The sequence below is a fragment of the Pseudomonas sp. GD03903 genome (assembly GCF_029840045.1).
Lineage (GTDB): Bacteria > Pseudomonadota > Gammaproteobacteria > Pseudomonadales > Pseudomonadaceae > Pseudomonas > Pseudomonas pseudonitroreducens.
Genome location: NZ_JAOCBT010000053.1, coordinates 1 through 2,648 on the forward strand (window position 1 = coordinate 1; position 2,648 = coordinate 2,648).

1 protein-coding gene is annotated in these 2,648 nt (G+C 61.2%); it reads left to right on the plus strand.

Going from position 1 to position 2,648, the window contains the following annotated elements:
• On the plus strand, positions 1-2,648 hold a 2,648-nt coding region (locus tag N5C91_RS31750; protein ID WP_279834489.1), incomplete at both ends, for an Ig-like domain-containing protein.

Consider the following 2,648-nt stretch of genomic DNA (forward strand, 5'->3'; position numbering starts at 1 on the left):
CCCGCCAGTAGCGACGCTGACCATCGATGTGGTGGCGGGTGACGACGTGCTCAACCTCGCCGAGTCGAAGGTCAACCAGACCATCAGCGGCAAGGTCACCGGTGAGTTCACGGTCAACGATATCGTCAGCTTCACCCTCAACGGCACGACCTATAGCGCGGCAGTCAACGCCGCGGGTGAGTGGAACGTCTCCGTCCCCGGTGCCGACCTGGCCGAGGAGAGCAACATCCACGCCACCCTGGTGGCTCACGATGTGGCTGGCAACAGCGCCAACATAGTGGCTGACCACGGCTATGATGTGAAAATCGTCCCGCCGCAGAACGTTACCCTGACGATCAACTCGGTGACCCTCGACAACGTCATCAACCTCAGCGAGTCCCTGCAGAACCAAACCATTACCGGGACTTCGACCGGAGCGCGTGCTGGCGACATCGTCAGCCTCGTGATCGCTGGTACTACCTACAGCGGTACCGTCAACTCGACGGGCAAATGGAGCATCGCTGGCGTACCGGGCCGCCAACTCGTGGCCGATACCGACCATGTTATCGACGGCAAGATCATTGCCAGCGATACCTACGGCAACACCACCGAGGCGACCACCACCCATGCCTACGAGGTGCATACATCGCCGCCGGATCTGTATCTGTACATCGACAAGATCACCGGTGACGACATCATCAATGCCGCCGAAGCAGCCACCAACCAGCAAATCACCGGCACCAGCGTGGGAACCAACCCAGGTGATGTCATCAAGATCACCCTCAATGGCGTGGTCTACACCTCTACACTGGATGCTGTCGGCTCCTGGAGCGTTACCGTGCCGGGCTCCGGGCTGGTGGCAGATGTAAACCACCGCCTCGCTGCAGAAATCAGGACCACCGACCAGTGGGGCAACACCGCCACCGTCACGGCCAGTCATAACTACGTGGTGAGCATCACGTTGGTGAAACCGACGATCGACCAGATTCTCGATGATGTGGGCATCATTACCGGTCCGATCACCAAAGGCGGCGTCACCGACGATTCGAAGCCGATCCTTTCGGGCACATCCGACGCCAACGCCACCGTGGCCATCTACGACAACGGCAGCAAGATCGGCAGTGCAATCGCCAACGGCAGCGGCAAATGGAGCTTTACCCCGACCACGTCGCTCAGCGAAGGCAAGCACGATTTCACTGTGGATGCGACCAGCACCTTCGGCACCACCAGTGCCAAGTCCGAGGTCTTCAGCATCACCACCGACTACACTCCGCCGGTGGCGAACCTGAGCATCGACGTGATCGCCAGTAACGATGTGATCAACTACGCCAAGTCGCAGGCTCAGCAAACCGTCAGCGGCAAGGTCACCGGTGAGTTCACCAACGGTGATGTGGTCAGCTTCACGCTCAACGGCCACGCCTACAGTGCCACCGTCAACGCCTCGGGCAAGTGGAGCGTCCTGGTCGCCGGTGCTGATCTGGCCAATGCCGATAATATCCAGGCCACCCTGGTGGCCCATGATGCGGCCGGCAATAGCGCTAACGCGACTGCCAGCCATGGTTACAGCGTGGACCTGGTTTCCACCACCCCGCAGATCACCTCGGTGTATGACGCCGTCGGCACCAAGCAGGGCAACCTGATTTCGGGCGAAACCACTGACGAGGCTCGTCCGAAGTTCAGCGGCACGGCCGAAGCCAACAGCGTGGTTACGCTCTATGACAAAGGCACGGCTATTGGCAGCATCGTGGCCGATGGTGGTGGCAACTGGTCGTACACCCCTGCGACGGATCTGGCGGATGGAGCACACAACATCACGGTCAAGGCTGTCGACGTGGCAGGCAATACCAGTGCTGCTTCGGACGCTTTCAGCTTCACGATCGATCTGACCCCGGCGGCACCGGTCATTGTTTCGGTGTATGACGATGTGGGCGCCAAGCAGGGCAACCTGATTCCGGGCGAAACCACCGACGACGCACGACCGACGATCAGCGGTACATCAGAGCCAAACCGGATCGTCGTAATCTACGACAACACCGTGTGGCTCGGCACCACCAACTCCGATGCCAACGGTGACTGGTCGTTTACTCCTCGGTTCGACCTGGCGAACGGTACGCACAGCATCTTGGCCCGGGCGACTGACGGAACGGACCGTCTGAGCGGTGTATCGAACGAATTCGGTTTTACCATCAGTGCAACTACAGTTTCTGTGTCAGCTCAACGACTGCCGGCCCAGGACGACTCGGTAAGCCTGCATGCCACCAGCGATCACGAGCAGGCGCACAACGCCGGCCCGGAAACTGTTGCAGTGCAGCAAGGAGTCCACAGCAGTAGCGCTCAGCCGCAGGAGACGGAGTCGCAAGGCACGCCGTTGCCTGGTATCGAATCTCCCCATGCCGAGCCGATTGCAGCCTCGGCGGAAGAGCCAGCTGTTGCGCCGCACGTCGACCCACTGGGCCACGTCGTGCCGGCGGTCGATATCGCCGGTATCTCGGACACCTACTACGGCGAAAGCGACAGCTACGTCAGCCTGAGCAGCGCCGAGGCCTACCTGGCCAGCGACGCCAACCAGGGCATTCATGGCTCAGCCGGCGTGGACACCCTCGCGGTGGCCGGGCACGACCAGGTCCTCGACCTGAGCGCCGCCCACGGCAAGGTGACGGGCATGGAAG